Source organism: Pseudomonas costantinii (assembly GCF_001870435.1).
GTDB lineage: Bacteria > Pseudomonadota > Gammaproteobacteria > Pseudomonadales > Pseudomonadaceae > Aquipseudomonas > Aquipseudomonas costantinii.
On record NZ_MDDR01000006.1, the window covers coordinates 1 to 25984 of the forward strand.

A 25984-nucleotide genomic window follows, 5' to 3' on the forward strand; every position below is an offset into this window, starting at 1 on the left:
CATTGAGAGAGGGTAAATGCGGTGAAGTTCCGTCAATGGGATGACTAAGAAATGGCGTCAGAAATCGGTGCCAAGCCAAGCTCTGTGGGGGGATGGGCGTGGTGTGGCGAGCGGGCACCCAGTCAGACCGCCGCGGGACGCAGTGAGTAGGTTTTCAATTGGTGGGCAAAATCGCGCAGGGACTGGATACCGCTGGCTTCGGCCTCGTGCACCCATTCCTTGATCGCGGCCAACATATCGTGGCCATTGGAGCTGGTCTTGAGCCAGATCTGTTGCAGCGCCAGACGCTTCTCGTAGATCACTTTCAGCGATTGGCTGTGTTCCAGCATGCTCTGGATACGCACATGGTGGCGGTCATCCAGCAAACTGGTTTCACGCGACAGCAGGCGCTTGGCACGGCGGAACTGGTGGCGTACCGAATGATCGACTTTCTCCAGCTCCTGCTTGACCAGCGGGCCGATGACCAACTTGCGGTACTGGGCCATGATCTGGAAGCGGTTGTTGAGAATCGCCATGGCGGTGTCCATGTCCAGATGGCCCTTGCCCTCCACGCGGTGGGCAATAGGCGCGACGCGCTGCACCTTGGCCAGGCGCAGGAAGCTGAACACCTTGATCCACGCCCAACCCAGGTCGAACTCCCATTTTTTCACCGACAGCTTGGCCGAGTTGGGGTAGGTGTGGTGGTTATTGTGCAGCTCTTCGCCGCCGACGATGATGCCCCACGGCACCAGGTTGGTCGCTGCGTCACGGCATTCGAAGTTGCGATAGCCCACGGCATGGCCCAGGCCGTTGATCACGCCGGCAGCCCAGAAGGGAATCCACATCATCTGGATCGCCCAGATGGTGATGCCGATGGTGCCGAACAGCAGCAGGTCGATCACGCCCATGATCGCCACGCCCAGCAGCGGGTAGGGCGTGTAGATTTTGCGTTCGATCCAGTCGTCCGGGCAGTTCTTGCCGTAGATACGCAGGGTCTCGGGGTTTTCCGCCTCGGCACGGTACAGCTCGGCACCTTTGCGCAGCACGGTGGACAGACCTTTAATGACCGGGCTGTGCGGGTCGTCGACGGTTTCGCATTTGGCGTGGTGTTTGCGGTGGATGGCGGTCCACTCGCGGGTGTTCTGCGCCGTGGTCAGCCACAGCCAGAAGCGGAAGAAGTGTTTCAGGCCGGCGTTAAGCTCCAGGGAGCGGTGGGCTGAATAACGGTGCAGATAGACGGTGACCCCAACGATGGTCACGTGGGTCATCAACAGCGTGACTGCCACCAGTTGCCAGGCTGACAGGTCAAGAAAACCGTTGTACCACATAGGCTGTATGGCCCTCAGATAAAGAAAAAAACAGCTCACGCATTATCACTAAGCCCACAGATAAAACCAGCCACCCTTTCAGATAGGAGTGACTGGATGTTTCTTATTCTATAATCCGCAGCCTTTGTAGGGCGATGCTGTTTTTTTGGTAAGGATTACTGACCATATGCTGTTTTCATACCGAGGTGCCCTACGTACGGGGCTGGTATACCTGCTGGTTTCCATTGTGTGGCTCCAGCTCAGCAACCAACTATTGATCAACTTTCTCGATGAGCCGCAGGAGTTAGGGCACTGGCTGCAGATACGCGGCTATGTTTGGGTGGCCCTCAGCGCGCTGGCTATTTATCTGATGTGCGCCCGTTTTGCTCGTGCCCATCAACTGCAACAACCCTTGAAAGAAAACCGCGAGCGCCTGCAACAGGCTGCTGCCGTGTTTGATTGCACCCGCGAAGGGGTGCTGGTCACCGACGCCCAGGGGCTGATCGTGCACGTCAACCGGGCGTTTATGGAGATCACCGGCTATCGCCGCGAAGACGTCATCGGGGAGCGGCCAAGTCTGTTCAAATCAGGGCGCCATTCGTCGAATTTTTACCAGCAAATGTTTCAGACCCTGGGAAGCACGGGTGAATGGAGCGGCGAAATCTGGAACCGACGCAAAAGCGGTGAAATTTATCCACAGTGGCAAACCATCCGCGTGATCCACGATGATCAAGGCAACGTCAGCCATTACGTCGCGGTGTTTTCCGATATCAGCGCCATCAAGGATTCCGAGCACGAGCTGGCGCATCTCGCTCACCACGACCCGCTGACCGACCTGCCCAACCGCCTGTTGTTCACCGACCGCGCCGAGCAGGCACTGGCCTCGGCGCAAGCGCACAAACGCGGCTGCGCTTTGCTGTTGCTGGACTTGGATCACTTCAAAATCATCAACGACAGCCTCGGTCATAACGTCGGCGACCAGTTGCTCAAGGTAGTCGGCGAGCGGCTCAAAGGCCTGTTCGGCTCCGGAGTGACCCTGGCACGCCTGGGTGGGGACGAATTCGCGGTGCTGGCGGAAAGTTGTCCACAAGTGGTGCAGGCGGCCGCACTGGCACAACGCATTCTTGATGCAATGAAGCAGCCGTTCATTTTTGACGGCCATCAACTGTTTATCAGCGTCAGCGTTGGTATCAGCCTGTTCCCCAGCGACGCCCTGAGCGCCGAGCAACTGCTGCGCAACGCGGATTCCGCGCTATTCAAGGCCAAGAGCGCCGGTCGTGAAGGCTATGCGTTGTACACCGAAGAGCTGACGGCTCACGCCCAGAACCGCGTGGAAATCGCCGGTGAACTGCGTCGTGCCCTCGATCAGCAAGAGCTGCGCGTCTATTACCAACCCGTGCATGACCTGCAAGGCAGCCGCCTGATTGGCGTCGAAGCGCTGGTGCGCTGGCAACACCCGGGGCGCGGTCTGGTGCCGCCTGGCGAATTTATCCCCATCGCTGAGCGCACCGGGCTGATTGCCGACATCGACGCCTGGGTCATGGATCAGGCCTGCCGCCAGATGTGCCAATGGCTGGCTGACGGTGTGCCACTGAGCTTTATTGCCGTTAATGTCTCCAGCCGTTTGTTTGCCCGGCGCGAGCTGTACGAGCAAGTCGCCCAAGTGCTGCACGCTACCGGCCTTGATCCGGCCTTCCTTGAACTGGAGGTCACCGAAAGCGCGGTGATGCACGACCCCGAAGTGGCCCTTGAGCAGATGCACCGCCTACGTGAGCTTGGCATACGCCTGGCCATCGACGACTTCGGCACCGGCTATTCCTCGCTGCTGCGCCTCAAGCGCTTGCCGGTACAGAAGCTCAAGATTGACCAGGGCTTTGTCGCCGGGTTGCCGTGGGATGAGGATGACGCGGCTATCGTGCGTGTAGTGATTGCTCTGGCCAAAAGCATGGGCATGCAGGTGCAAGCAGAAGGCATTGAGCAGATGGACCAGGCGCGGTTCCTGTTGGATCAGGAGTGCGATATGGGGCAGGGGTATTGGTTTGGGCGGCCGATGCCGGCTCAGGAGATTGATTGGGCGAGGGCGCCCGCCATCCGAATTTGAAATGCGCTCAAAATGTGGGAGCGGGCTTGCCCGCGATGAGGGACTTTCAGTCGAAATATACAGTGCCTGACACACCGCCATCGCGGGCAAGCCCAGCTCCCACAGGGTTCAGCAGTGACCATGTATCAGTATTTTCACGCTGAAACCCCTCGCAACCCCACGTCCTGCCAGAAAATTCTTTCTGGTTATATAAACATTCTTAAATAGTATTTTTAAGAATATCCCCGCTTATCTACTATCGCCCTCACGCCACAAGCAGTGCCGCCACTGCGAGGCACTATTCATTTCAGGAGCGAGACCATGAGCGCATCTCTACGTAGCGTCGACGGCCAGGACGAAGCAGCTATTTTGCGTGAGATCCAGAGCGCCTTGCGCGATCTGCGGTTTGGCGCGGTGGAAATCACTGTGCACAACGCCCAAGTGGTTCAGATCGAACGCAAAGAAAAATTCCGTTTGCAGAACCCAGGTAACAAACCGGCTTAAGCACCACCGGCGATTCGCATGCTAGCTAGACCCGCAACTATAAGAAAAAGCCAACACCCAAGAATTTCAGGAGCCTTCTATGTCGTCGATTCGCCGTTACGCCCTGGCTGCACTGGCCAGTGCCGTGTTTGCCGGTTCCGCCGTTGCCAAGGACTACGAGTTGCTCAACGTCTCGTACGACCCTACCCGTGAGCTGTACCAGGACTACAACGCTGAGTTCACCAACTTCTGGAAACAGTCGCACCCAGGTGACAACGTCAAGATCCAGCAATCCCACGGTGGTTCGGGCAAACAAGGCCGGGCGGTGATCGACGGCCTGCGCGCCGACGTAGTGACCCTGGCCCTGGCCGGCGACATCGACGAAATCGCCAAGTTGGGTAAGACCTTGCCGGAAAACTGGCAAACCCGTCTGCCGGACGCCAGCACCCCGTACACCTCGACCATCGTGTTCCTGGTGCGCAAGGGCAACCCTAAAGGCATCAAGGATTGGGGCGATCTGATCAAGAAAGACGTCTCGGTGATTACCCCGAACCCGAAAACCTCCGGCGGTGCACGCTGGAACTTCCTCGCCGCCTGGGCCTACGGCCTGAAAGCCGGTGGCAGCGAAGCCAAGGCCCAGGAATACGTGAAAGAGCTGTTCAAACACGTGCCTGTGCTGGACACCGGTGCTCGCGGCTCGACCATCACCTTCGTCAACAACGGTCAAGGTGACGTGTTGCTGGCTTGGGAAAACGAAGCCTTTCTGGCCCTGAAAGAAGATGGCGGCGCTGACAAGTTCGACATCGTCGTGCCTTCCCTGTCGATCCTGGCCGAGCCGCCGGTGGCCGTGGTCGACAAGAACGCCGAGAAAAAGGGCAACACCGAGATCGCGACTGAATACCTGAAACACCTGTACAGCCCGGCTGGCCAGGAGATTGCGGCGAAGAACTTCTACCGCCCACGCGATGCAAAAGTTGCCGCCAAATACGCTCAGCAGTTCCCGAAACTGGACCTGGTGACTATCGACAAAGACTTCGGCGGCTGGAAAACTGCCCAACCGAAATTCTTCAATGACGGTGGCGTGTTCGACCAGATCTACACGGCGCAGTAAGCCGTGAACTAAGCAGCCCACAGAGCCCGCATTCACCTGCGGGCTTTGCGTGTCCGTTCCGCTAACCAAGGACTCTTATGTCGCGTCGTATTTCCCCCGTCATACCCGGCTTCGGGCTGACGCTGGGCTACACCGTGGTGTACCTCAGCCTGATCGTACTCATCCCCCTCGCGGCGATGTTTGTACATGCCGCTCAACTCACCTGGGAACAGTTCTGGGCCATCATTTCCGCCCCGCGCGTGCTGGCGGCGTTGAAACTGAGCTTCGGCACGGCGTTGTACGCCGCGATCATCAACGGTGTGATCGGCACGCTGCTGGCCTGGGTGCTGGTGCGCTATACCTTCCCCGGCCGCAAGATCATCGATGCGATGATCGACTTGCCGTTCGCGCTGCCCACCGCCGTCGCCGGTATCGCGCTGACCGCGTTGTACACACCCAACGGTCTGGTCGGCCAGTTTGCTGCGGACTTGGGCTTCAAGATCGCCTACACCCCGTTGGGCATCACCCTGGCACTGACCTTCGTCACGCTGCCATTCGTGGTGCGCACGGTGCAGCCGGTACTGGCCGATATCCCCCGGGAAATCGAAGAAGCCGCTGCCTGCCTGGGCGCCAAGCCGTTGCAGGTATTCCGCTACATCCTCGTCCCCGCGTTGCTACCCGCCTGGCTGACCGGCTTTGCGCTGGCCTTCGCCCGCGGTGTCGGCGAGTATGGTTCGGTGATTTTCATCGCCGGCAACATGCCGATGAAAACCGAGATCCTGCCGCTGCTGATCATGGTCAAACTCGACCAGTACGACTACCGCGGCGCCACCTCTATCGGCGTGCTGATGCTGGTGGTTTCCTTTGTCCTGCTGCTGCTGATCAACTTGTTGCAGCGGCGCATCGAACGTCCATAAGGAGGCGCGGAACATGTCCCAATCGTCTATTTCCGCCGCGTCCTCGGCCAACGCTGCCCGTCGTGGCAGCGCGGTGTCCCGACGCATCCTGATCAGCCTTGGCTGGCTGGTGTTCGCGCTGTTCCTGCTACTGCCGCTGCTGATCGTGGTGACCCAGGGCTTGAAGAATGGCCTCGGCGCGTTCTTCACGGCGATCCTCGAACCCGACGCGCTGTCGGCGCTGAAACTCACGGTGATCGCCGTGGCGATTTCAGTGCCGCTCAACGTGGTGTTCGGGGTCAGCGCCGCCTGGTGCGTGAGCAAGTACTCGTTCCGTGGCAAGAGCATCCTGGTGACGCTGATCGACCTGCCGTTCTCGGTATCGCCAGTGATCGCAGGTTTGGTCTATGTGCTGATGTTCGGCGCCCAGGGTTTCTTCGGCCCATGGCTGCAAGCGCATGACATCCAGATCGTGTTCGCCTTGCCCGGCATCGTGCTGGCGACCATCTTCGTCACCGTGCCCTTCGTAGCCCGTGAGCTGATCCCGCTGATGCAGGAACAGGGCACCCAGGAAGAAGAGGCAGCGCGCCTGCTGGGCGCCAATGGCTGGCAGATGTTCTGGCATGTGACCGTGCCGAACATCAAATGGGGCCTGATCTACGGCGTGGTGTTGTGTACTGCACGGGCGATGGGTGAGTTCGGCGCGGTGTCGGTGGTGTCCGGCCACATTCGCGGCGTGACCAATACCCTGCCGCTGCACGTCGAGATTCTCTACAACGAATACAACCACGTTGCCGCGTTTGCGGTGGCGAGTCTGTTGCTGATCCTGGCGCTCTTCATCCTGCTGCTCAAGCAGTGGAGCGAGAACCGTATAAATCGCCTGCGCGCCGGTGCGGCTGAGGAATAAGTCATGTCGATCGAAGTCCGTAATGTCAGCAAGAATTTCAACGCCTTCAAGGCCCTGAACAGCATCAATCTGGATATCCAGAGTGGCGAGCTGGTGGCGTTGCTCGGCCCGTCCGGCTGCGGCAAGACCACCTTGCTGCGCATCATCGCCGGCCTGGAAACCCCGGATGCCGGCAGCATCGTGTTCCACGGTGAAGACGTGTCCGGCCACGACGTGCGTGATCGCAACGTCGGTTTTGTGTTCCAGCACTACGCGCTGTTCCGCCACATGACCGTGTTCGACAACGTCGCCTTCGGCCTGCGCATGAAGCCGAAAAACCAGCGCCCGACTGAAAGCCAGATCGCGAGCAAGGTTCACGAACTGCTGAACATGGTGCAATTGGATTGGCTGTCCGATCGCTACCCGGAGCAACTCTCCGGTGGCCAGCGCCAGCGTATCGCGCTGGCCCGTGCACTGGCGGTAGAACCAAAAGTGTTGCTGCTGGACGAACCGTTCGGCGCCCTCGACGCCAAGGTGCGTAAAGAGCTGCGCCGCTGGCTGGCGCGCCTGCACGAAGACATCAACCTGACCTCGGTGTTCGTGACTCACGACCAGGAAGAGGCCATGGAAGTCGCCGACCGTATCGTGGTGATGAACAAGGGTGTGATCGAGCAGATCGGCTCACCGGGTGAAGTCTACGAAAACCCGGCCAGCGACTTTGTTTACCACTTCCTCGGTGATTCGAACCGTCTGCACCTGGGTGAAGACAACCACGTGTTGTTCCGTCCGCATGAAGTGTCGCTGTCGCGCCATGAACTGGAAGATCACCATGCGGCTGAGGTGCGGGATATCCGCCCACTCGGTGCAACGACTCGGGTGACCTTGAAGGTCGAAGGCCAAAGCGAGCTGATCGAAGCCGAAGTGGTGAAAGACCACGACAGCCTGACCGGCCTGGCCCGTGGCGAGACCCTGTTCTTCAAACCCAAGGTGTGGCAAAAAGCCTGACATAAAGATCGTTCCCACGCTCCGCGTGGGAACGCCTCTTGTGACGCTCTGCGTCACGCTTTGGGACGCGGAGCGTCCTGGGCTGCATGCCCACGCAGAGCGTGGGAACGATCAACCCGGCGAGCCGCCGGCCCGGACCGCGCCTCAATTTGCTGTTTCAAATCCCCCCGCAACCCCACCAGAAACGCCAACTCAGCCACCACAAACAGCGGCCCGACGATAAGCCCCGACACGTCATCCACAAACGCCGGCTTTTTACCTTCGTAGTAGTGCCCGACAAACTGAATCACCCAGCCCACCACAAACATCCCGATGCCGCTGCTGAGCCACACCATTGTGCTTTGCGCCGCCAGCACATGCCCCGCCCATACCGACAAGCCCATCAGCACCGTCATCAGCACGCCCAGCGCCAGTTCCAGGCGCAGGTAAAACCACGCCGAAAACAGCGCCAAAATCACTGCCGGCGAGAGCCAGAGCCCGCCCACCGCCCATTCGGGGCGTGATAGCAGCACCGCCACGGCCACCACAATCAGCGGGATGCCGATAAAGTGGCTGGCAATATTGCGCGGGTCGCGGTGGTAGGCGGCGTATTGACTGAGGTGGTCGACGAGGCTTTTCATTGTTGTTCCTCCTGTAGGATGTTTGATCATGCCCTGTCAGCCTGCGACTGACTGTCAGCTGGGCGACAATCTTCGGAGTTCTCATGGACGCAGAGAAATGGCACCCACAGCTGGCCACCGGTCATTGGTTCAGCCACCTGCCTGTAGCGTTTCAGAATAGCTTGCTGGCCCAGGCCCGGCTGCGGCAGCTGACGGCGGGGCAATACCTGTTCAAACGCGGCGACCCGCCCTGTGGCTTGTATGCGGTGCTCGACGGCAGCCTGCGCATCAGCGCGGTGAATGAGCACGGCAAGGAAGCGATATTGAGCCTGGTGGAGTTGCCTTACTGGTTCGGCGAAATTTGCCTGTTCGACGGCTTACCGCGTACCCATGACGCCTGCGCCGTGGGGTCGTGCACGCTGTTGCAGGTGCCGCAGCAGGCACTGCTGAGCATTCTCGATGAAACCCCGCAGTATTGGCGCGACCTGGCGTTGCTGATGAGCCAGAAACTGCGCCTGAGCTTTATCAACATCGAGCAACTGAGCCTGATGCCTGCGTCGGTTCGATTGGCCCATCGGTTATTGATGATCGTTGAAGGCTATGGCGACATCGAACACTCGCGCCGCGTGCTGCAACTGCCCCAGGAAGACCTGGCGGCGATGTTGAGCCTGTCGCGCCAGACTGCCAATGCGTTGCTCAAGGACCTGCAAGCTCAAGGCGTCGTGCGTTTGGGCTATGGCGAGATTGAGATTCTCGACATACAGCGGCTGCGTGAGGCGGCGCACACCTGAGAGTGTTAGCCTGCATGCCTGATTAATCGAGGTGTGTTATGCGCGTGCTGTTAGTGGAACATGAATCCGACGAGGCGCTGCGGATGGCCCAAGGCTTGAACGAGGCCAGCTACACCGTGGAAGTCGCGGCCAATGGCATGGCGGCGTTGCGCTTTGTTGAAAGCACCGAGTACGACCTGGTGATCCTGGATGTGATGCTGCCCGGGTTGAATGCCTGGAAGTTGCAGCAGGCGATTCGGTTGAAGGGTGAAACGCCGGTGTTGTTCTTGACCACGCCGGGCGGGATTGAGGACCGCTTGCGCGGGTTGGAGCTGCATGAGGATGATTATTTGCTCAAGCCGTTTGAGGCCAAGGCATTAGTGGCACGGGTTAAGAAATTATTGCGGCGCGATCGTGCGCGCTGATTGATTTGGCGCCATCGCAGGCAAGCCAGCTCCCACATTTGAGCCGGGCTTGCCCGCGATATGGCCCTCATAACCACCACAAATCCATCTATCGCAACCCATCCCGAAATTGCCCTGGCGTGATCCCCGTCCACCGCTTGAATGCCCGATTAAAACTGCTGGTATCGGCAAACCCCAGCAAATGACTGACTTCGGCCAACGAACACTGTGGGTCTCGCAGGTGCAACAACGCCAAATTCTCCCGGCACTCATTAAGCAACGCATCAAACCGACACCCTTCATCCGCCAGATGCCGCTGCAAGCTGCGCAGGCTCAGGTGCAGCGCCTGGGCAACCCGTTCGGCACTCGGCTCGCCATCCGGCAGTTGCGCCTCAATGACCCTGCGCACCTTGCGCTCCCAGGTCAGCGGTTGCAGTTGGGCGAGGGTGCGCTTGAGCACGGTTTCATTGTGTTCGGCCAACTCCGGGTTGGCGTCATCCAGATGGCTGTCGAAGTCATGGGCCGCAAATTCCAGCCGATCTTCTTGGGCACCAAAAAACACCGGCGCACGAAACACGCTGTGCCATGGCTTGGGATCAGCCGGTTCCGGCCGCTGCAAGTACACCGCCAGCGGCGCATAGTCGCGGCCTAGACGGTTGCGGCAGGTGCGCACGTAGATCGCCGCAAACGCATCGATGGCCTCTCGCGCCGGCGCCGGGCTCCCCGTGGGTTGCAGCAGGCGAAAACGATAGCGCTCGCCGTCTCGACTAAGCTCCAGCGTCAGGGCATCGCTGACCACCTGGTGATAGCGCACGATGCGCTCGAACACTTCGCGCAAACTGCCGCTGGCCACTAGGGCATAGCCCAGCGCATGAAAGGTGGTGGGGCTGACAAACCGCGACACTCGCAAACCAATCGCCGGATCGCCGCTGGCCTGTACCGCCAGCTCCCACAGGCGCGTGGTAGCGGACAACGGGTAGCGCGCGTTGGGGTCGTCCATCAGTTGCGGGTCGAGCCCGGCCTGGGCGCACAGCGCCGCGCTGTCGAGGTCCAGGGCGTCGAGCTGTTTGCGCAAGGCGCGGGTCCAGCTGGCGAGGGAGGTGGGTTCAGTCATGGCGATTGGCGCTTGCGGTCAACAGGTTGGCGTCCGGAGCTAGCGTCCTGCCGGATCGCTTGGGGCAGGATAGACACATCAATAACCAGAGGATGGAAGCATGGACGGTACTTCTGCAAGTCCCCAACAGATGAACGCGCAACAACGTTCAGCGCAAATCCGTGAAGTGGTGCTGGCCGAAGGCGTCAGGTTGCGCCAGCAACACCCCTGGCTGCTGCATCAGGACGCGCTGGGCGCGGGCATCCTGGCGTTTGCGTTAGTCGGCATGCTCGGCTCGGCGGCCCTCTACATCACCGGGCATATGGCGTGGTGGGCCTGCCTGTTGCTCAACGCCTTCCTCGCCTCGCTGACCCACGAATTGGAACACGACCTGATCCACAGCATGTACTTTCGCAAACAGCGCGTGCCGCACAACCTGATGATGGGGCTGGTGTGGCTGGCGAGGCCGAGCACCATCAACCCGTGGATACGTCGCCATTTGCACCTTAACCATCACAAGGTTTCCGGCACCGAGACCGATATGGAAGAGCGCGCCATCACCAACGGTGAGCCCTGGGGCTTCGCGCGTTTGCTGATGGTGGGCGATAACGTGATGTCGGCGTTTATTCGCATGCTGCGCGCCAAGACCTGGAACCACAAACTCAAGATTCTCAAGCGCTCGCTGCTGGTGTATGCGCCGCTGGCGTTGCTGCATTGGGGCGCGTGGTATGTGTTTCTCGGCTTCCATGCGGCGAATGGCATCGCCAGCCTGATGGGCACGCCGATTGAATGGTCCGCCGGCACCTTACAGATGATGCAGGTGATCGATATCGCCGCCGTGGTGATCATCGGCCCCAACGTGCTGCGCACCTTTTGCCTGCACTTTGTCAGCTCCAACATGCACTACTACGGCGATGTGGAGCTGGGCAATGTGATCCAGCAAACCCAGGTGCTCAACCCGTGGTGGATGTGGCCGTTGCAAGCGTTCTGCTTCAACTTCGGCAGCACCCACGGCATCCACCATTTTGTGGTGAAGGAGCCGTTTTACATCCGGCAGATGACGGCCAAGGTGGCGCACAAAGTGATGGCGCAGATGGGTGTGCGCTTCAATGATTTCGGCACGTTCGCCCGGGCCAATCGACTTGAGCGCCAGGAGCGCCCCGACGCCCAGCTCAATCCGGCTGAAACGGCGATGCGCTGAGTATCACGCCGGTTTCGTCCACGTACTGCTGCCAGTGGCCGATCAACGTCGCCAGTTTGTCCGGGTGGCTCAAGGCCAAGTCATGGATCTCTCCCGGATCTTGGCCCAAGTCATACAGCTGCCAAGTCGCCGGCCCCACAGGGCCGGGGATGTACACGGCTTTCCACTGACCCTGGCGAATCGCGCGGCGGCCGAACAGCTCCCAGCCGGTGACGGTGTGCTCGTCGTGCACCTCGGCGGTTTCGCCGGACAAGAAGCCCAGCCACGACTTACCCCGCAACGGTGCCACCGGCTTGCCGCGCCACTGTTTCCCAGGGTGGCGCACACCGGCCAAATCCAGAATAGTCGGCGTGATATCCATCACCGTGCCAAACCCGTGACTGATGCGACCCTTGAGCGACAGCCGGGGGTAGTGCACCAGCGCTGGCACGCGAATTCCGCCCTCAGTGGTAAACGCCTTGAACAGCCGTGACGGCGCGGTCGCCACCTGCGCCCACGACGGGCCATACCAGACGTAGGAGTTGGCGCGCCCGATGTTCTCCAGGCGGTTGTCGTAATGCTGGTTCAGGTAGGTCAGCAGTTCTGGCCCGAACTTGGGGAAAGCTTCCAGCAGCGCACCTTCCGCGCCGTTGTCGGACATGAACACAATGAAGGTGTTATCCAGTTGCCCCTGCTTGCGCAGGTACTCCACCACCCGACCGATGTTCCAGTCCATGCGCTCGACCATCGCCGCATACACTTCCATCGCCCGCGCCGACACTTGGCGCTGTTCGTCACTCAAGGCGGCCCATTGGGTGTTCAGTTCGATCAGCGGATGCGGCTCCACATCGGCGTCGATCAGCCCCAGTGCCTTGAGTTTTTCCAGGCGCTCCAGGCGCAGCACTTCGGGGCCTGCGTCGTAGCGGCCACGGTATTTATCGACGATGTCCGCGGGGGCCTGCAACGGCCAATGCGGCGCGGAAAACGGCAAGTAGGCGAAGAACGGCCGCGCCTGGTCGCGCTCCTTGAGGTACTGCAGCAGCTTGTCGCCAAACGCATCCGATGAGTAGAAACCCTCTGGCAGTTGCTCGACGAAGGTGTCGTCCTCGATGTACAGCGCCGGGGTGGACTTGAGCAGGCCGGGCGTCGTGTCATCGTAGGTCGGCTCGAAACCATAGTGGTTGGCCGCCCCCGGCAACAGCGAGAACGAACGCTCGAAGCCACGGGCATGCGGCGCCAGTTCGGCGGTCAGGCCCAGGTGCCATTTGCCGCTCATCAAGGTCTGGTAACCGGCCTCGCGCAGCAGTTCCGGCAGGGCTACCACCTTATCGTTGAGGTAGCCCTCGTAACCGGGTTTGCCGATCAGCTCCGGGGTCAGTGCCTCGGCCATGGTGCCGATACCGGCGATATGGTGGTCGGTGCCGGTCAGCAGCATTGAGCGGGTGGGTGAGCAGGTGGGTGCGGTGTGAAAGTCGGTCAGGCGCAGGCCGTTCAGCGCCAGGGCGTCGAGGTGCGGCGTGGAGATTTCCCCGCCAAACGCGCCGAGGTCGGAGAAACCCATGTCATCGGCCAGGATCACAAGGAAATTGGGACGTTGCGGCATTAAGGCACTCCTTTTCTGGCAGGCGGTTTTTTAGCAGGCAATGAAGGCCAGCGGCAGGTCGCGGATCTGCTCGCGCAGCGGCGGCTGGTAGTGGTCGTCGCTGATCAGTTCGTGCAGCAGTTCTTCGCGCAATTGGTGGAATTCGAAACTGCTGCGCTGGCGCGGATGGGGTAGGGCGATGTCCACCACTTGCTTGATCCGCCCGGGGCGGGGCTCCATCACCACCACACGGTCGGCGAGGAAAATCGCCTCTTCCACATCGTGGGTCACCAGCACCGTGGTGATCTTGGCGCGAGCGCGGATTGCCAACAGTTCGTCCTGCATCTGTTGGCGGGTCAATGCATCGAGGGCGCCGAACGGCTCGTCCAACAACAGAATGCGTGGGCTCGCCACCAAACCACGGGCAATCGCCACCCGTTGCGCCATGCCGCCGGACAGTTGATGCGGATAAGCGCGGGTGAAGTCAGTGAGGCCTACCAGCTCGATAAAATCGCTGATGCGCCGGTTGCGCTCGGCTTCGCTTAGCGGCTCGTTGACCAGGCCCAGGCCGATGTTCTCCGCCACCGTCAGCCAGGGGAACAAACGGTGTTCCTGGAACACAATGCCACGCTCGCCACCGATGCCGCTGACGGCTTTGCCGTCGACTTGGATCTCGCCGCGAAACTGCGTATCAAGGCCCACCAGCAGACGCAGCAGGGTGGATTTACCGCAACCGCTGGAGCCGACGATAGCGACAAATTCGCCCTCGGCAATCTCCAGGTTGAATTCACGAATGGCCTCCAGTTCGAAGCCGTCGACATCGAAGGTCTTGCCCACATGGTTGAAGCTGACGATAGGTGCGTTCATGCGTGTCTCCAGCGGGTGGCGCGGGTTTCGATGCGTTGGCCGATAAGGTTGAGGGCTGCGCCGGTAAGGCCGACCAAGAGCATGCCGCTCATGATCAGGTCCATGCGCAGCAGTTGTTGGGCGCCGATCATCAGGCTGCCGATACCGCCGTTGGACGGCATGAAATATTCCGCGCCGATGGTGCCCAGCCAGGCATAGATCAGGCTCAGGCGCAGGCCGGCGAAAATGCCCGCTGCGGCGCCTGGCAACACCAGTCGCCGTAGCCGTTGGAACAGGTTCAGGCGCAGCACTTGCGCCGCCTCGCGCAGCTGCGGCGACAGGTTCAGCACGCTGCGTTGGGTGGCGATAAACAACGGGAAGAAGGCGGCGAGGGCGATAAACACCCATTTAGCCAATTCGCCCAGGCCAAACCAGGCGGTGAGCAACGGCACCCAGGCAAAAATCGCGATCTGGCGCAGCGCGGCCAGGGTCGGGCCGAGTACCCGCTCACTGCGCCGCGACAGCCCCAGCCACAGCCCCATGACGAAGCCCAAGCCGCCGCCCAGAATCAACCCACCCAAGGTGCGCCCGAGGCTTTTGCCAAGGGCGCCGCAAAGGCTGCCATCCAAGACGCCCGCTGCGGTGGTTTGCAGCACCGCCCACGGGCTGACCAGAATGTTCGGGTCGACCCAACCGTGGTGTGTCGCTGTTTGCCACAGCGCGAACAACAGCAGCGGTGGCAACCACGGTTGCAGGTGCTGCCAGCCTTGATAGCGCGGGCCGCGACGAATCTGCGCGGTGGCCGGGTGCGGCCAGTGCACCCATTTGCGGTCCAGCCAGCCGATGCCGCGATCCATCACCACACCCAGTACGCCGATGACCACGATGCACACGAAAACGATATCGAGCATGAACAACTGCCGCGCCCACACCATCAGGTAGCCGATGCCTTCGCTGGAGGCCAGCAACTCCACCGCCAGCAACGACGTCCATCCGGCTGCCAGCGCCAGGCGCACCCCGGCCATGAATGCCGGCAGCGCGGCGGGCAGGATCAGGCGGCGAATCAAAAGGTGAGTGGGCAGGCGCAGCACGCGTGCGGCTTCACGCAAATTGGGCTGGGCGTCGCGCACGCCCACCAGGGTATGCAGGGTGACCGGCACCACAATCGCCTTCACCAGCACTACCAGTTTCAAGGTTTCGCCAATGCCGAAAAACACCATGAACAGCGGGATCCAGGCCAGGGTCGGCACTTGCGACAGCGCGCTGAACGTCGGGAATATCAGGCGCTCGGCCCGTGCACTGAAACCCAACAGAGCACCGAGTAAAGCCCCGGCGCCGATACCGGCCAGCAACCCCCAGAACAAGCGTTGCAAGCTGATCGCCAGGTGGCTCCACAACTCGCCGCCAGCCAACTCCACCGCGCTGCTCCATACCAGCGACGGCGGCGGCAGAATCTGTTCGCTCATCCAATGATTGCGACTGGCCAGCCACCACAGCGCAAACAGCGCCAGCGGCAGCAGCCACGGCAGTAGGCGCTCGCCCAGCTTCGGCCAGCGCGGCGCAGTGCCGTTGGAGGGGGCCGCGAGAGGTAGGCTCAAAAGTGAAATTCGGGCCATGGAGGACCTCCGTTGTCGCCGAGGGCGTTATGTGATTTTGATCTTATAAAAACGTAATCAAGATGATTGAGGGATAAGAAAAGTCATTTAAAGCCGCAGCTCAATGCGCATCCAATGCATTCGGAGAATATTTTCGATGCTGTTTATGCATAGCCCTCTGGAGCCTGCGTTTTAGCTCGCATAGTCCAAAAAGCTATTAAATTGTGAATTTATAGTATTTAAAGTTTTGACTCGGTTGTGCCTACTTTCTGCTCCCCAGGCGACCCTCGCCCACAAGGAGCTGCGCTTATGAAACTGCCCTTCAAACGTCTGATCACCCTGTTCGCGGGCACCGCCCTGGCCGGGTTGGTACACGCTGCCGACCTCAAGGAAATCCGGATTGCCGTGCCCGATCTCAGCGCGGGCAGTCAGCACAGCGGCGGCGGTATAACGGACGTGTTGCGCCAACAGCAGATCTTTGAGAAAGCCTTCGCCGATCAGGGCATCAAGATCCAGTGGAATTACTTCAAGGGCGCAGGCCCGGTGATCAATGAAGCCTTCGCCAATGGCCAGGTGGACCTAGCCTATCTTGGCGATCTGGCGGCGATCATCGGCCGCTCCAATGGCCTGGATACTCGCTTGCTCAGTGCCACGGCACGCGACGTGAAACAGTACCTCGGTGTGGTGCCGGGTTCCGGTATCAAGACGTTGCAAGACCTCAAGGGCAAACGCGTTGCGGTGTTTCGTGGCACGGCCAGCCAGTTGTCATTCGACAGCGCGTTGGCCAGCCAGGGCTTGAGTGAGAAAGACCTGAAAGTTATCAACCTGGACTTCAACGCTGCCGGTGCCGCGCTGGCCGCCAAGCAGATTGATGCCACCTGGGGCGGTGCGAACTTGAGTGCATTGCAAGCCAAGGGCTTGGCTGAGCTGCCGCTGACCACCAAGGATCTCGGAGGAGCGGGCAGCATCCAGGCGGTGCTGGTGGGCAGCGCCAAATTTGTCGATGAGCATCCCGAGGTCATCACCCAACTGCTCAAGGCCCAACAGCAGGCTGTGCAATGGCTGACCGATGACAACAACAAGCAGGCTTACATCGAGTTGGTGTCGGGACTGGCGAGTTATCCACCGGTGATCCTGAGCAGTGATTTGAAAAACGAGAAACTCAGCGAGATTTTTCCATCGACTCTGGACCCGGTGTTCCTTGGAAAATTGCAGGATGCGGTGGATTTGGCTTCGAAAGAAAAGCTGATTCGCAAGTCGTTTCAGGTGAGTGATTGGGTGGCGCCGAATCTGGCGGCTGCCGGGCTCTAAGGTTTTTGGCGACCCGATCATTCCCACGCTCTGCGTGGGAATGATCAATGAGGTCCTTTAAACCGCCACACTAACCTCCTGGCGGTCCACCTCCACCAACGTCTCAATCATCGCCTTCGCCGCCGGCGACAAGCGTGAGCCGGTGCGGCTGACAATCCCGCACCGCGCACTCATGGTCTCCAAGTTCTGCGGCAGGTTGCGCCAGTGCAGCAGCACCAGCGCGCCCCTGGCGATGTCTTCGGCAAATGCTTCTTCGGTGCCTACGCCGATCGCGTTCGACTGCAACACGATCTTCACCAATGCCGGAAAATGCTCGGTCTGAATACTCGGCGAAAAATCCATGCGCCCGCTGAGGTTCGCCAACAGTTTGCGAATGCCCTGGGAGATCAGCGGCGACGCCAGCGGGTAGTCAAACATGTCGTTGGTCGACAGGCTGTCCTTGGCCAGCAACGGGTGCCCTGGGCGGCAGAAAAACACCCCGCGCTTGGGCGTCAGCGCACGGGTCTGGAAGTTCGGATCGTTTTCGAACTGGCGAATGTCGGCGATAAAAAATTCGATCTCTTCACGGCTCAGGGCGCGGCTGAGTTTTTCCCAGTTATCCACCTGGAAACTGGTGCGGATTTTCGGGTGGGCGCTGATAAAGCGCGCCACCGCATCCGGCACCAGTTTTACCGCAGGCGCCGGGCCGGTACCAAAGCGCAGGTCGCCGGCGTCGAGTTTGGTCATGCGCGTGACTTCACTGCTCAGCAAGGCGGCGCCATGTACCAGGCTCAGGGCGTGTTGCAGCACCACCTGGCCCTCGGGCGTGGGGCGCAAATCCTTGTTGCCGCGGTCGACCAGCACGCAACCGAACTCTTGCTCCAGCCCCTGGATGCTGCGGCTGAACGCGGGTTGCGTGATGCCCATCGCGTCCGCCGCGCGGACAAAACTGCGGTGTTCGTTGAGGGCGATGAAGTACCGCAGTTGGCGAAGATCCATATGCTTTCCCGGCATCTGAAAAATAGGTCGAAGGCATTTGCGACCGAGGGAGCTGAGGTTTTAAATGCAAGCTCTTATTCCGTCAACGAAGCATTTGTTCACTTGCTAGACCTAAATTGCATATGAATAGAGCGTTGCTGGAAAGCGTCCCCATCATCAGCAGGCACCAGAGGGTCATCACAATGAGCAACGCCGCATTAGCTGTTCAACCCATCGCCCAAGCGCTGGACATCCACCCGGTTGCCGGCCGCATCGGCGCCGAGATCCGTGGCATCAAACTGTCCGGTGACCTGGATGCCGCCACCGTCGAGGCCATCCAGCAGGCGCTGGTGCAGTACAAAGTGATCTTCTTTCGTGAGCAAACCCACCTCGATGACCAGCGCCAGGAAGCCTTTGCTCACCTGCTCGGCGAGCCGATTGCCCACCCGACGGTACCGGTGCGTGACGGCACGCGATTCCTGTTGGAGCTCGATGGCACCCGTGGCCAGCGTGCCAACTCGTGGCACACCGACGTGACCTTCGTCGACGCCTACCCGAAAGCCTCGATCTTGCGTTCGGTGCTGGCGCCCAAGTCCGGTGGTGACACGGTGTGGGCCAACACCGCCAGTGCCTACAACGACCTCAGCGCCGAGCTGCGAGTGTTGGCGGACAACCTGTGGGCGGTGCACAGCAACGAATACGACTACGCCGGACGCAAGCCGGATGTGTCGGCGGAAAAGCTTGAGGAGTACCGCAAAATATTTACCTCGACGGTGTACGAAACCGAGCACCCGGTGGTGCGTGTGCACCCGGTCAGCGGCGAGAAAACCTTGTTGCTGGGGCACTTCGTCAAGCGCCTGAAAGGCTACTCCCAGGCGGATTCGACACAGTTGTTCAACCTACTGCAAAGCCACGTTACCCGTCTGGAAAATACCGTGCGATGGCGCTGGAGCGCGGGCGATGTAGCGATTTGGGATAACCGCGCCACCCAGCACTACGCGGTGGACGACTACGGTACTCAGGAGCGCATCGTGCGTCGGGTCACGCTCAAGGGTGATGTGCCGGTGGGCGTGCAAGGGCAAACCAGCAAAACCACCAAAGGTCTTTAAGCGAGCACAGGTCCAAATGTGGTGTTTACCAGACGCCTATCTGCACCACTTTCTCCGCCTCCGGCTCACCATAACGAAACCGTTGGCCACGTAGATCGATTTCTGTGTGGCTGATGGTGGTGCGTCGCTTCAGCCCGCGCAACCATTCGAACAGATAACCCAGGTGGGTCTCGCGTACCTCGGCATACGCCGGATCGGTGCCCAGGTCGTGTAATTCCTGCGGGTCGTTTTCCAGGTCAAACAGTTGCGGTCGGAAGCCGTCATAGGCCAGGTATTTCCAGCGCTCGCTGCGCACCATGGTCATGCGGCAGCGGTCGATGGGTTGCTCCAGGCGCTCGCGGGCCGGGGCCTGGAAGGCGTAGTCGTATTCGGCGATGGCATAGTTGCGCCAGGGGGTGTGTTCACCGTGCAGCAGCGGGATCAGCGAGCGGCCTTCTAGGCGATGGTCGGCAGCGGGCAGGCCTAAGGCATCGAGGAAGGTCGGCAGGGCATCGATGGTTTCGACAAGACGCGCGTCCACTGTGCCACGGCTGATATCGGCGCTGGCGCGTGGGTCGCGCACGATCAATGGAACGCCCACGGCAGGCTCCAGCAGAAATTCTTTTTCGCCGAGGAAATGATCGCCGAGGAAGTCGCCGTGGTCGCTGGTGAACACGATCAGCGTGTCGTCCCAGCGGCCGTTGCTTTGCAGAAAGTCGAACAACTTCCCCAATTGATCGTCGATCTGTTTGATCAGGCCCATGTAGGTTGGAATTACCGTGAGCCGCACCTCGTCACGGGAAAAATTCAAACTCTCCTGATGCTGCCGGAACGCTTGGTACACCGGGTGGTCGCTGGCGTTTCCAGGTTGAATGGGCGCTTGGATGTGCTCTGCGCCATACAGCGCGTGATACGGCGCCGGTGCAATATAGGGCCAGTGCGGTTTGATGTAGGACAGGTGCAGGCACCACGGTTGCTCACCTTGCTCGTCGATAAAGTCGATGGCGCGGTCAGTGGTGTAGACGGTTTCCGAATGTTCTTGCGCCACGCGTGCGGGCAACCCGGCGTTGCGCATGTGCCAGCCGCTGAGCACTTCGCCGCCTTCGCCCTCTGCGGCGTTGGCCCATTCATGCCACGGGTTGGTGCCGCTGTAGCCTTGCTCGCGCAGGTAGTGGGTGTAGGGCGCGGACTCGCGTTTGTCGTCGAACAGCGGGCTGTCGGGATAGATGCCGTCGTGACGGAAATAGGCATCGAACCCGACTTCATTCAGCGGCTCGGCCTGGGCGCTGTCGGGGTCGATGTTCAAGCGCTGCAAGGCATCCAGATTCGGCGTGGCGTGAGTCTTGCCCACTAACGCAGTGCGGATGCCGTGGGGGCGCAGATAATCGCCAATCGTCAGCTCTTCCAGCGGCAGTGGTACTGCGTTCCACGCTACCTGGTGGCTGCTGACATAACGCCCGGTATACGCCGACATCCGCGACGGCCCGCAAATCGTGCCTTGGGTGTAGGCGCGGCTGAAACGCACACCGGCAGCGGCCAGCCGGTCGATATTCGGCGTGTGCAAATGGGCGTGGCCATAGCACGACAGGTAATCGCGGCGCAGTTGGTCGCACATGATGTACAGCACGTTGCGCACGGGTTTTGGTTGAGACATGGGGTTTCACCGAACGGAGGACAGGCAGCGTTTTTCGCCGCTCGGATGGGGTGCTGGCAAGTGCATTCGGGGACTGGGTTTTATGCAGTGAGTGCATGGGTGCGGCTGCCAGCGATAGCGCCAGGTCAAACAGCGACATTCTCCAGCGCGCACACATCCTCATCTTGCTCATCAATCTGTTTGATTTGCTCGATCATCGCCTCCGCCAACGGTGACAACCGATACCCCGCACGGCTGACGATGCCATAGCGGGTATACCGTTCCTCCAGGTCCTCAGCCAGCCCATCAATCTTCAAACACACCAGCTCACCCCTCGCCATGTGCAACACGTCACTGTTGGCGCTGACGATACCGATAGCGTCGGAGCGCAACACCACGCCCATCAGGCTATAGCCGTTTTCGCATTCCACATTCGGCAGGTAATCGGGGCGACCGCTGAGGTCGACGATGACCTTGCGCAGGTTCGGCGGGCGAATGGTCACGGCCAGCGGGTAACTCATCAGTTCGGCGGCGCTCACGCTGTCGCGCCCGGCCAACGGGTGACCGGCGCGGCAGCAAAAATACCAACGGCGCGCGCGCAGGCGGTGGGTGTGGTAGTCGGGGTTGGCTTCGAAGTGGCGGGTGTCGGCGACGAAGAATTCGAACTCTTCGCTCAGCAGGCGTTTGCTCAGGCTTTGCCAGTCATCCACCTGGAACTGTACGCGGGCCTTGGGGTAACGCCCGATAAAACTGCCGATGGCGCGGGGGATCAACCCGGCCGCCGGTGCCGGGCCACAGCCGAAGCGCAACTCACCCGCCTCCAGGCCATTGAACTGGCTGATCTCGTTGGCCAGTTGCTGCGCGCCGCTGACCAGACGCCGCGCATGTTCGAGCAGTACCTGGCCTTGTTTGGTCGGCGCCAGGTCCTTGCGCCCGCGATCTACCAGTTGGCAACCGGCGCTGTGTTCCAACGCCTGGATGCTGCGACTGAACGCCGATTGCGACAGGTTCACGGCCAACGCCGCCGCGACAAAACTGCGTTGTTCGGCGAGGGCGATGAAGTGGCGAAGCTGGCGCAAATCGATATGCATTTTTCACATCAAAAATATCGGGGAAATGCATTGGCTATGCATTAGGTCGACTCCTTATAAAGGCTATCTCTTATGCAGTAAATGTTCGTAAAAACATAAATAAATAACCTAAGGGAATATCGGTTGTTGGATATTTCCGGGTTCCGGAGCCGCTTATGAGTCTGTTGAAGTCCTTGCCCCTGGCCATGTTGGTGGCCGGTAGCACCAGTTGGTCGCCGACCCAGGCCGCCGAAACACCCGCGCCGGCAAGCAAGGGCGAAAATGCCAGCGGCCAGCTTGAGACGGTCACCGTGACCGCCCGGCGGCGTACCGAAAGCGCCCAGGAAGTGCCGACGCCCATGAGTGTGATCGGCGGCCAGGCGCTGGAGAGCCAGCGGATTTATCGGATTCAGGATTTGCAGCAACTGGTGCCCAGCGTCAACGTCGCCTATATGCATGCGCGTCAATCCAGCGTGTCGATTCGCGGCCTGGGCAACAACCCGGCCAGCGATGGCCTGGAAGGCAGCGTGGGGCTGTACATCGACAACGTGTACCTCGGGCGGCCGGGGATGGCGGTGTTTGACTTGATGGACATCGAGCAGCTTGAGGTGTTGCGGGGACCGCAAGGTACGTTGTTCGGCAAAAACACCACGGCGGGTGTGATCAATATCAGCACCCGCGCGCCGAGTTTTACCCCGGAGCGCAGCATCGAAACCTCGTTGGGCGAGGACGGTTATTTCCAGACCAAGGGCACCCTTTCCGGCCCACTTACAGAGGATTTGGCGGGGCGCTTCTCGGCCTATCGCACGCGCAGCGATGGCGACATCAAGAACGAATACGACGGCCATGATCTCAACGGCGGCTCACGCCAGGGCTTTCGTGGGCAACTGCTGTACAAGCCCAGCGAGACGTTCAACGCGCGCTGGATTGGTGACTACAACGAGGAAGATTCCAGCGCCGGCACCCGCGTGCTGTACAGCACCGGGCCGACCATCAACGGTACCAACCTCTATCAATCCCGGGCAGCGGCGGCGGGGGCGACATTGGTAGATGGCACCCAGCGCAAGGTCAACCTGGACAGCGACCAGCACGTCACTGTGTTCCAGGGCGGCACGTCGCTGGAGGCCAACTGGACCCTGCCAAGTGACTTCACCCTGACCTCGGTCAGCGCCTATCGCTGGTGGAATTTCACCCCACGCAACGATGACGGTCTCAACGTGCCGGCAGCCTACAACGCCGGCGTGTCGGTGGAAGATAAACAGTGGTCCCAGGAGTTCCGGTTGGCCTCGCCTACCGGTGGTTTCTTCGATTACGTGCTAGGTGCCTATTACTTCGGCAACTCGCTGGATAACAAATCCTTCGCCTATTACGGACCCAAGGCCGATATCTGGAACGGCACGCCCACCGGCGCGCTGAATAATGTGAGCAGCGTCGGCAACGGGCATATCCGCACCGACAGTTTTGCGCTGTTCGCCCAAGGCACTTGGCACCTGACCGAACGTCTGGATTTCACTGCCGGTTTGCGCGGCACCTATGAAGAGAAAAGCGCCTGGGTCACTCGCAATGCCCCGGTGGGTGGCGCGACAGTCACGGGCGCTGCGGCCACCGCGCGGCGTGGGCGTGCCGGTGCGTATGACTCGGGCGACCTCAATCAGTACAGCGCCACGCCGTCGGGGCTGCTGAACCTCAGCTATCACTTCAACGAAAACCTGCTGGGCTACGCGACCTTGTCCCACGGCGAAAAATCCGGCGGGGTCAACTTGGCGGTGGGGTCTGCGCCGACTGCCGGGGCCGACTCATTGCTGATCGGCACCGAGCGCGCCAATAACGCCGAACTCGGCTTCAAGAGCACGCTGTGGGACCGTCGCTTGCAGCTCAATGCCAACCTGTTCTGGACCCAGGTCAACGGCTACCAGACCAATGCCTACGACCAGGACAACCGTGTGCAGTACCTGACCAACGCCGGGTCGGTGCGCTCGCGTGGCGTTGAAGTGGAAAGCACCTTGGTGCCGATCAAGGGCCTGACGCTGAACCTCAACGGCTCGTTCAACGATGTGCGTTACCTGTCTTACAAGGATGCGCCGTGCCCGCCGGAAGTGAGCCTGCGTCCAGGTGCACCGGCGTCATGCGACCTGACGGGCCATCAAGTGGTCGGTGCGTCGAAGTGGATCGCCAACGCAAACGGTGAGTACAAGTGGAACCTGGATAACGGCTTAGAACCTTACGTGACCGCCAGCTATGCGTTCCGCTCCAAGGCCGTGGGCACGGTTGAGGATTCCAGCTACGGGCAGATTCCTGCCTACGCGGTGGTTAACCTGTCGACGGGCCTGCGCGGCAACTATCAACAGGGGCAGTGGGATGTGTCGTTGTGGCTGAAAAACGCCTTCGACAAAACCTACTACACCACCCTGTGGACCGCCTCGAATGGCGGCTATGAAGGCCTGCTGGGCACGCCCCGCACGTTGGGTGTGACAGGGCGTTACGACTTCTAACCGGGCACGGCGGCGGTGCGGTAGGTGGTCGGGCTGAATACTCGCGTCACCACCAGCATCGCCACCGCCGTCACCGTCAGCACTACCCAGGCGCTGGCGAAATTGCCGGTGAGTTCGCGCAGCCAGCCGGTCATCCACGGCGAAATCGCGTTGATCAAAAAGCCCACGCCTTGCACGAAGGCCGCCAGTTGCCCGGCTTGCCGAGGGTCGCGATGGTGGTCGAGGGTCAGCAGCAGGCTCAGGGCAAAACACGCGCCCAGGCCGAAGCCGGCCAATGCCACCCACAGATGCGGAAAGTGCAGCGGCGCCAGCAACAGGCCGAGGTAACCCACAGTCTGCGCCAGCAGGCTGATACCGAGCAGTGGGCGTCGGTCGATACCGCGTTGCGCCAGCACCGGCATCAACAGCGCAGCGATCACCTGGAAAATAGTCATGAACGCCAGCAACGACCCGCTGGGCAACACGCCCCAGCCCAGTTGCTGATAGTAGGCGGGTAGCCACGCCACCATGCTCATGTAGCCGCAATTCACCAGGCCGAAGTACAGCGCCAACAACCAGGCGCGGCGATTGCGCAGGCCCTTGAACGCGGGGATCACTGTGGCGCTCTTTGCCGCACCCAGCGGTAAAAAAACCCACAGCAACAACGCAGCTAACGCCGGTAGCAGCCAAATGCCCAACCCCGCCTGCCATTGCTGAAAATGCGTGGCTACCACGGGGCTGAGCAGCGCCGCTAATCCGCCCCCCGCCATCAACGACGCTGAGTACACGCCCATCGCCACCGGCACACGGTGATGAAATTCGCGCTTGATCATCGCCGGCACCAACGCCTGAATCAGCGCCACACCGGCACCGCCAAGCAATGCGGTGACCAGCAGCGTCGACGCCTGCCCCATCAGCCAGCGCGCCAGGCACGCCAGCAGAATCATCATCAAGCCCAGGGCGATGCCGCGCCGTTCGCCCAGTCGCGCTTCCACGCGTATGCCGACCAGCGCCACCAGGCCCATGCACACCACCGGCAGGCTGGTGAGCAGGGCGCTGCTTTGGAAGCTCAAGCCGGTGGCCTGGCGAATCTCGCCCAACAGTGGGCTGATGGAGCTGAGAAGCGGCCGCAGGTTCAGGCCGAGCACCACCAGCAGGCCCCAGCCGGCGAGGGATTTATTGAGGGTCATGCAGGGTTTTCCACTGGTGGTACAGGTGGGTCATGGCTGGGTCTGGCAGGTGCTGGCTTGGCAGGCGTTGCTCGTTCAGCGGCAAGCCGAGCTGTTGACCAATCGTCGCCGTCGACAGGCCGAAAGGCTCGGCCATTTCATTGCTGGCGGCAAACACCACCCGTTCTACGCCGCACAGGTACATGGCGCTCAGACACATCGGGCAGGGCTGGCCGCTGGCGTAGATCACGCAACCCTCCAGGCGCGCGCCGAGCTGTCGGCTCGCCGCGCGGATCGCCAATAACTCGGCGTGGGCGGTGGGGTCCTGGGTCAGGTGGATTTCATTCACGGCTTCCACCAGTACGTCGCCGTTGCGCGTCAGCACCGCGCCAAACGGCCGGCCACCTTGAGCCACGTTGGCGTGGGCCAGGGCGATAGCGCGTTGCAGATACTGTTGATCGTCGCTCATGAAAGTCCCTCTGGGCAGGAT

General features: G+C 60.7%; 23 protein-coding genes. 12 read left to right on the forward strand and 11 right to left on the reverse strand.

The window, feature by feature from the left end; translation table 11 throughout:
• Positions 1 to 122 precede the first annotated feature (122 nt).
• On the reverse strand, positions 123 to 1307 hold the full coding sequence (gene desA / locus BFL40_RS03710; RefSeq protein ID WP_071482496.1) for a delta-9 fatty acid desaturase DesA: 1185 nt from the start codon (positions 1305 to 1307) through the stop codon (positions 123 to 125).
• Positions 1308 to 1473: 166 nt separating this feature from the next.
• Here desA and dibA point away from each other — a divergent pair, with 166 nt between their 5' ends.
• The 6 genes from dibA to BFL40_RS03740 all read left to right on the forward strand — a co-directional run bounded on the left by dibA (position 1474) and on the right by BFL40_RS03740 (position 7726).
• On the forward strand, positions 1474 to 3387 hold the full coding sequence (gene dibA, locus BFL40_RS03715) for a phosphodiesterase DibA (protein ID WP_071482497.1): 1914 nt from the start codon (positions 1474 to 1476) through the stop codon (positions 3385 to 3387).
• 300 nt (positions 3388 to 3687) lie between these two features.
• Positions 3688 to 3870, forward strand: coding sequence for a sulfur starvation response protein OscA (gene oscA, locus BFL40_RS03720; protein ID WP_010565387.1), 183 nt, complete (start codon positions 3688 to 3690; stop codon positions 3868 to 3870).
• Positions 3871 to 3949: 79 nt separating this feature from the next.
• Entirely contained in the window at positions 3950 to 4960 is a 1011-nt protein-coding gene (locus tag BFL40_RS03725) for a sulfate ABC transporter substrate-binding protein (RefSeq protein ID WP_016975030.1), read from the forward strand.
• A 77-nt stretch (positions 4961 to 5037) separates the two neighbouring features.
• Positions 5038 to 5856, forward strand: a complete 819-nt coding sequence (cysT, locus tag BFL40_RS03730; protein ID WP_071482498.1) for a sulfate ABC transporter permease subunit CysT — start codon at positions 5038 to 5040, stop codon at positions 5854 to 5856.
• Between the two features lie 13 nt (positions 5857 to 5869).
• On the forward strand, positions 5870 to 6742 hold the full coding sequence (cysW, locus tag BFL40_RS03735) for a sulfate ABC transporter permease subunit CysW (RefSeq protein ID WP_071482499.1): 873 nt from the start codon (positions 5870 to 5872) through the stop codon (positions 6740 to 6742).
• A gap of 3 nt (positions 6743 to 6745) precedes the next feature.
• Positions 6746 to 7726: a sulfate/molybdate ABC transporter ATP-binding protein gene (locus BFL40_RS03740; protein WP_071482500.1), complete on the forward strand. Its 981-nt coding sequence runs from the start codon at positions 6746 to 6748 to the stop codon at positions 7724 to 7726.
• A 53-nt stretch (positions 7727 to 7779) separates the two neighbouring features.
• Here BFL40_RS03740 and BFL40_RS03745 read toward each other — a convergent pair whose 3' ends face one another.
• Entirely contained in the window at positions 7780 to 8346 is a 567-nt protein-coding gene (locus BFL40_RS03745) for an Mpo1 family 2-hydroxy fatty acid dioxygenase (protein WP_071482501.1), read from the reverse strand.
• An 83-nt stretch (positions 8347 to 8429) separates the two neighbouring features.
• Between BFL40_RS03745 and BFL40_RS03750 the strand changes: the two genes are divergently transcribed.
• On the forward strand, positions 8430 to 9116 hold the full coding sequence (locus BFL40_RS03750; protein ID WP_071482502.1) for a Crp/Fnr family transcriptional regulator: 687 nt from the start codon (positions 8430 to 8432) through the stop codon (positions 9114 to 9116).
• A gap of 38 nt (positions 9117 to 9154) precedes the next feature.
• Positions 9155 to 9520 (forward strand): response regulator, encoded by a 366-nt coding sequence (locus BFL40_RS03755; protein WP_071482503.1) that lies wholly within the window; start codon positions 9155 to 9157, stop codon positions 9518 to 9520.
• Between the two features lie 88 nt (positions 9521 to 9608).
• Here the strand turns inward: BFL40_RS03755 and BFL40_RS03760 are convergent, their stop codons facing one another.
• A complete protein-coding gene (locus BFL40_RS03760; RefSeq protein WP_071482504.1) occupies positions 9609 to 10613 on the reverse strand; it encodes an AraC family transcriptional regulator in 1005 nt (334 codons plus the stop codon).
• A 100-nt stretch (positions 10614 to 10713) separates the two neighbouring features.
• Between BFL40_RS03760 and BFL40_RS03765 the strand changes: the two genes are divergently transcribed.
• Positions 10714 to 11793: a fatty acid desaturase gene (locus BFL40_RS03765; RefSeq protein ID WP_071482505.1), complete on the forward strand. Its 1080-nt coding sequence runs from the start codon at positions 10714 to 10716 to the stop codon at positions 11791 to 11793.
• On the opposite strand, the gene BFL40_RS03770 is transcribed toward BFL40_RS03765, so the two are convergent.
• The 3 genes from BFL40_RS03770 to BFL40_RS03780 are packed head-to-tail and all read right to left on the reverse strand — an operon-like array spanning position 11765 to position 15816.
• Positions 11765 to 13375, reverse strand: a complete 1611-nt coding sequence (locus BFL40_RS03770; RefSeq protein WP_071482506.1) for an arylsulfatase — start codon at positions 13373 to 13375, stop codon at positions 11765 to 11767. The two genes, BFL40_RS03765 and BFL40_RS03770, sit on opposite strands and share 29 nt — an antisense overlap.
• Before the next feature lie 30 nt (positions 13376 to 13405).
• The gene (locus BFL40_RS03775) at positions 13406 to 14221 is read right to left on the reverse strand and encodes an ABC transporter ATP-binding protein (protein WP_071482507.1); all 816 of its coding nucleotides are present in this window, start codon (positions 14219 to 14221) and stop codon (positions 13406 to 13408) included.
• Entirely contained in the window at positions 14218 to 15816 is a 1599-nt protein-coding gene (locus tag BFL40_RS03780; protein WP_071482508.1) for an ABC transporter permease, read from the reverse strand. Before BFL40_RS03780 ends, BFL40_RS03775 begins: the two co-directional genes overlap by 4 nt.
• 288 nt (positions 15817 to 16104) lie before the next feature.
• On the opposite strand from BFL40_RS03780, the gene BFL40_RS03785 reads away from it, so the two are divergent.
• On the forward strand, positions 16105 to 17106 hold the full coding sequence (locus tag BFL40_RS03785) for an ABC transporter substrate-binding protein (RefSeq protein WP_071482509.1): 1002 nt from the start codon (positions 16105 to 16107) through the stop codon (positions 17104 to 17106).
• Between the two features lie 57 nt (positions 17107 to 17163).
• Here BFL40_RS03785 and BFL40_RS03790 read toward each other — a convergent pair whose 3' ends face one another.
• Positions 17164 to 18084: a LysR family transcriptional regulator gene (locus tag BFL40_RS03790; protein ID WP_071482510.1), complete on the reverse strand. Its 921-nt coding sequence runs from the start codon at positions 18082 to 18084 to the stop codon at positions 17164 to 17166.
• 182 nt (positions 18085 to 18266) lie between these two features.
• Here BFL40_RS03790 and BFL40_RS03795 point away from each other — a divergent pair, with 182 nt between their 5' ends.
• On the forward strand, positions 18267 to 19172 hold the full coding sequence (locus BFL40_RS03795) for a TauD/TfdA dioxygenase family protein (protein WP_071482511.1): 906 nt from the start codon (positions 18267 to 18269) through the stop codon (positions 19170 to 19172).
• Positions 19173 to 19197: 25 nt separating this feature from the next.
• Here BFL40_RS03795 and BFL40_RS03800 read toward each other — a convergent pair whose 3' ends face one another.
• Both BFL40_RS03800 and BFL40_RS03805 read right to left on the reverse strand, forming a co-directional pair.
• Complete coding sequence (locus tag BFL40_RS03800) at positions 19198 to 20805, reverse strand: alkaline phosphatase family protein (protein WP_071482512.1); 1608 nt, start codon at positions 20803 to 20805, stop codon at positions 19198 to 19200.
• A gap of 125 nt (positions 20806 to 20930) precedes the next feature.
• Positions 20931 to 21875 carry a LysR family transcriptional regulator gene (locus BFL40_RS03805; RefSeq protein ID WP_071482513.1) on the reverse strand — a complete coding sequence of 315 codons (945 nt, stop codon included), beginning with the start codon at positions 21873 to 21875 and terminating at the stop codon, positions 20931 to 20933.
• Positions 21876 to 22030: 155 nt separating this feature from the next.
• Here BFL40_RS03805 and BFL40_RS03810 point away from each other — a divergent pair, with 155 nt between their 5' ends.
• The gene (locus tag BFL40_RS03810) at positions 22031 to 24346 is read left to right on the forward strand and encodes a TonB-dependent receptor (RefSeq protein WP_071482514.1); all 2316 of its coding nucleotides are present in this window, start codon (positions 22031 to 22033) and stop codon (positions 24344 to 24346) included.
• On the opposite strand, the gene BFL40_RS03815 is transcribed toward BFL40_RS03810, so the two are convergent.
• A complete protein-coding gene (locus BFL40_RS03815) occupies positions 24343 to 25515 on the reverse strand; it encodes a CynX/NimT family MFS transporter (RefSeq protein WP_071482515.1) in 1173 nt (390 codons plus the stop codon). The genes BFL40_RS03810 and BFL40_RS03815 overlap by 4 nt on opposite strands.
• Positions 25502 to 25963 (reverse strand): nucleoside deaminase, encoded by a 462-nt coding sequence (locus BFL40_RS03820; RefSeq protein ID WP_071482516.1) that lies wholly within the window; start codon positions 25961 to 25963, stop codon positions 25502 to 25504. Before BFL40_RS03820 ends, BFL40_RS03815 begins: the two co-directional genes overlap by 14 nt.
• Positions 25964 to 25984 lie beyond the last annotated feature (21 nt).

Excerpts from the sequence above, each read along its gene's own strand:
- BFL40_RS03810 (WP_071482514.1), top strand. The coding sequence starts at position 22,031 with ATGAGTCTGTTGAAGTCCTTGCCCCTGGCCATGTTGGTGGCCGGTAGC.
- BFL40_RS03815 (WP_071482515.1), bottom strand. The coding sequence starts at position 25,515 with ATGACCCTCAATAAATCCCTCGCCGGCTGGGGCCTGCTGGTGGTGCTC.
- BFL40_RS03725 (WP_016975030.1), top strand. The coding sequence starts at position 3,950 with ATGTCGTCGATTCGCCGTTACGCCCTGGCTGCACTGGCCAGTGCCGTG.
- BFL40_RS03805 (WP_071482513.1), bottom strand. The coding sequence starts at position 21,875 with ATGCATATCGATTTGCGCCAGCTTCGCCACTTCATCGCCCTCGCCGAA.
- BFL40_RS03750 (WP_071482502.1), top strand. The coding sequence starts at position 8,430 with ATGGACGCAGAGAAATGGCACCCACAGCTGGCCACCGGTCATTGGTTC.
- oscA (WP_010565387.1), top strand. The coding sequence starts at position 3,688 with ATGAGCGCATCTCTACGTAGCGTCGACGGCCAGGACGAAGCAGCTATT.
- BFL40_RS03745 (WP_071482501.1), bottom strand. The coding sequence starts at position 8,346 with ATGAAAAGCCTCGTCGACCACCTCAGTCAATACGCCGCCTACCACCGC.
- BFL40_RS03740 (WP_071482500.1), top strand. The coding sequence starts at position 6,746 with ATGTCGATCGAAGTCCGTAATGTCAGCAAGAATTTCAACGCCTTCAAG.
- cysT (WP_071482498.1), top strand. The coding sequence starts at position 5,038 with ATGTCGCGTCGTATTTCCCCCGTCATACCCGGCTTCGGGCTGACGCTG.
- BFL40_RS03760 (WP_071482504.1), bottom strand. The coding sequence starts at position 10,613 with ATGACTGAACCCACCTCCCTCGCCAGCTGGACCCGCGCCTTGCGCAAA.
- dibA (WP_071482497.1), top strand. The coding sequence starts at position 1,474 with ATGCTGTTTTCATACCGAGGTGCCCTACGTACGGGGCTGGTATACCTG.
- BFL40_RS03820 (WP_071482516.1), bottom strand. The coding sequence starts at position 25,963 with ATGAGCGACGATCAACAGTATCTGCAACGCGCTATCGCCCTGGCCCAC.
- BFL40_RS03770 (WP_071482506.1), bottom strand. The coding sequence starts at position 13,375 with ATGCCGCAACGTCCCAATTTCCTTGTGATCCTGGCCGATGACATGGGT.
- BFL40_RS03790 (WP_071482510.1), bottom strand. The coding sequence starts at position 18,084 with ATGGATCTTCGCCAACTGCGGTACTTCATCGCCCTCAACGAACACCGC.
- BFL40_RS03755 (WP_071482503.1), top strand. The coding sequence starts at position 9,155 with ATGCGCGTGCTGTTAGTGGAACATGAATCCGACGAGGCGCTGCGGATG.
- cysW (WP_071482499.1), top strand. The coding sequence starts at position 5,870 with ATGTCCCAATCGTCTATTTCCGCCGCGTCCTCGGCCAACGCTGCCCGT.
- desA (WP_071482496.1), bottom strand. The coding sequence starts at position 1,307 with ATGTGGTACAACGGTTTTCTTGACCTGTCAGCCTGGCAACTGGTGGCA.
- BFL40_RS03775 (WP_071482507.1), bottom strand. The coding sequence starts at position 14,221 with ATGAACGCACCTATCGTCAGCTTCAACCATGTGGGCAAGACCTTCGAT.
- BFL40_RS03785 (WP_071482509.1), top strand. The coding sequence starts at position 16,105 with ATGAAACTGCCCTTCAAACGTCTGATCACCCTGTTCGCGGGCACCGCC.
- BFL40_RS03795 (WP_071482511.1), top strand. The coding sequence starts at position 18,267 with ATGAGCAACGCCGCATTAGCTGTTCAACCCATCGCCCAAGCGCTGGAC.
- BFL40_RS03780 (WP_071482508.1), bottom strand. The coding sequence starts at position 15,816 with ATGGCCCGAATTTCACTTTTGAGCCTACCTCTCGCGGCCCCCTCCAAC.
- BFL40_RS03765 (WP_071482505.1), top strand. The coding sequence starts at position 10,714 with ATGGACGGTACTTCTGCAAGTCCCCAACAGATGAACGCGCAACAACGT.
- BFL40_RS03800 (WP_071482512.1), bottom strand. The coding sequence starts at position 20,805 with ATGTCTCAACCAAAACCCGTGCGCAACGTGCTGTACATCATGTGCGAC.